Origin of the sequence: Aedoeadaptatus nemausensis (genome assembly GCF_903819165.1) — a bacterium.
Taxonomy (GTDB): domain Bacteria; phylum Bacillota; class Clostridia; order Tissierellales; family Peptoniphilaceae; genus Aedoeadaptatus; species Aedoeadaptatus nemausensis.
Genome location: NZ_CAIJCS010000060.1, coordinates 1 through 1,684, shown reverse-complemented (window position 1 = coordinate 1,684; position 1,684 = coordinate 1). Strand labels below are relative to the sequence as shown.

Genomic DNA, 1,684 nt, shown 5'->3' with positions numbered 1-1,684 from the left:
TTACCTCCTTTGCCTTAGTAATTTTTCCATCATATCCTCCCCATAGTCTTCATAGACTTCAGTACAGTTTTCTTTAACTATGTCATAAATCTCATACCACAAAAGGTTTGCTGTCTTTTGAAACTGACTAGACATCTGTACAAATGGAGATGCAATAACTCCACCAGTTGTAGGATGCTTTCCTAATAGTCCAAATTGACTAATTGCCTCTTCACATTGAATATATCTTGCAAAAGCCTGTGAGTAGGATTCTAATAGTCTTGGATTTACTAAGTTTTCACAGTTTCTCAGTTTTAACCAAGACCATGTCTCTTTATATATTTCATCAGCACCTAGTGGTATTCCATTCTTTTGTTTTGCAGATAGATAGTCACTAGGAGCTGGCATATCCGTTCCATCAAGAACTGCTCCATCTGGTAAGTCAACTGCATCTATTTCTTCTGGAGTAAATGTTGGAATATCATTCATTAATATTTCTACTTTTTTACCTTTCTCTATTTTTTTAGCAGCAGGCTGTGGTTTGCCTCCTGCTTTTACTCTTCTTCCACCTCTGTATGTTCCGTCTTTAGCGATAGTATCACCTCCTAATACTTAAATATAAAATCTCCCTTCAATAAACAATATTGTTTACTGTAGGGAGATTTTTAGTTTAACTATGTTTGTCTAAAAATAGAAAAGATCCTCAAATTTCTTTTCTAAAGCAATGCAAAGTATCAAAGCTAACTTAGCGGTTGGGTTAAATTGACCAGTTTCAATCGAGCTAATTGTATTTCTTGAAACACCCACCTCATCAGCTAACTGTTGTTGTGAATAGCCTTTTTCTTTTCTGACTTCTTTTAAATGATTTTTGAGAACTAGTTTATCATCCATAATCCATCACTACTTCAATGTTATAAGGTTAGCTACAAATAAGGCGATTCCTATAATTGCCATAAGTATCCCCATTAACAATTGCTTTCTTTCTTTTAGTTTTGCATACTTTACAAGTTCTTTCGTTGCTTCAATACTAAAATAAATACTTAGTATTCCATAATTAAAGGAATTGAAGAAAAAAGCTTCAATTCCAAATAGGATGGCAGCAACAGCTAATCCGATTTGGCTGGAAACTTCACCTGCTTTTTTAAAAATATCAACCATCATCTCATCGTGATATTTATACTCCTCACGACTTCTTGCTAAAACTTCATCTCTCTTCATATTCATTCTCCTTTATCCTTTTGCCAAGTTTACTTGGTATTTATATTATATCATGCCAAGTTTTATTGTCAATATATTAGAATAAATATTTTACTTTTGGAAAGATGTTCTTTAATACCCCCTTTGAACCCGTTTTTTTGTGCGTGAGAGGGCGGCACCGTTGGTAGGGAAATCAGCTTTTAAGATAACGACTCCCCCTCCCCACGTAAAACTATCCTCCAAACCTATCTCCACTCTTTGCATGAATCTTTGAGTGACAAGATTTACAAAGACTCATAAGATTATCTTCGTCATTAGTTCCACCACGAGAAAGAGGAAGTATGTGATGTACTTCCTCTACCTTTGTCATTCTATTTTCTTTTAAACACATTTCACAAAGTGGATGCTCTGCTACATATCTTTTTCTAATAAGTCTCCACGCTTTTCCATAACGCTTATGGGTTTTAGGATCTCGTTTATATTTTTCATAGTTTCTGTTGTATTCTTT

4 protein-coding genes are annotated in these 1,684 nt (G+C 34.4%); all 4 read right to left on the bottom strand.

Translation table 11 applies throughout. The annotated features are described in order from the left end of the window. Positions 1-468 (bottom strand): P27 family phage terminase small subunit, encoded by a 468-nt coding sequence (locus PEPTYR26121_RS08870; protein ID WP_425484722.1) that lies wholly within the window; start codon positions 466-468, stop codon positions 1-3. Positions 469-663: 195 nt separating this feature from the next. After that, on the bottom strand, positions 664-870 hold the full coding sequence (locus PEPTYR26121_RS08865) for a helix-turn-helix transcriptional regulator (protein WP_004816384.1): 207 nt from the start codon (positions 868-870) through the stop codon (positions 664-666). 9 nt (positions 871-879) lie between these two features. Continuing rightward, positions 880-1,197, bottom strand: coding sequence for a DUF6442 family protein (locus PEPTYR26121_RS08860; protein WP_070736663.1), 318 nt, complete (start codon positions 1,195-1,197; stop codon positions 880-882). Between the two features lie 211 nt (positions 1,198-1,408). After that, the coding region (locus PEPTYR26121_RS08855) for an HNH endonuclease (RefSeq protein WP_180501065.1) at positions 1,409-1,684 on the bottom strand (276 nt) is incomplete at its 5' end.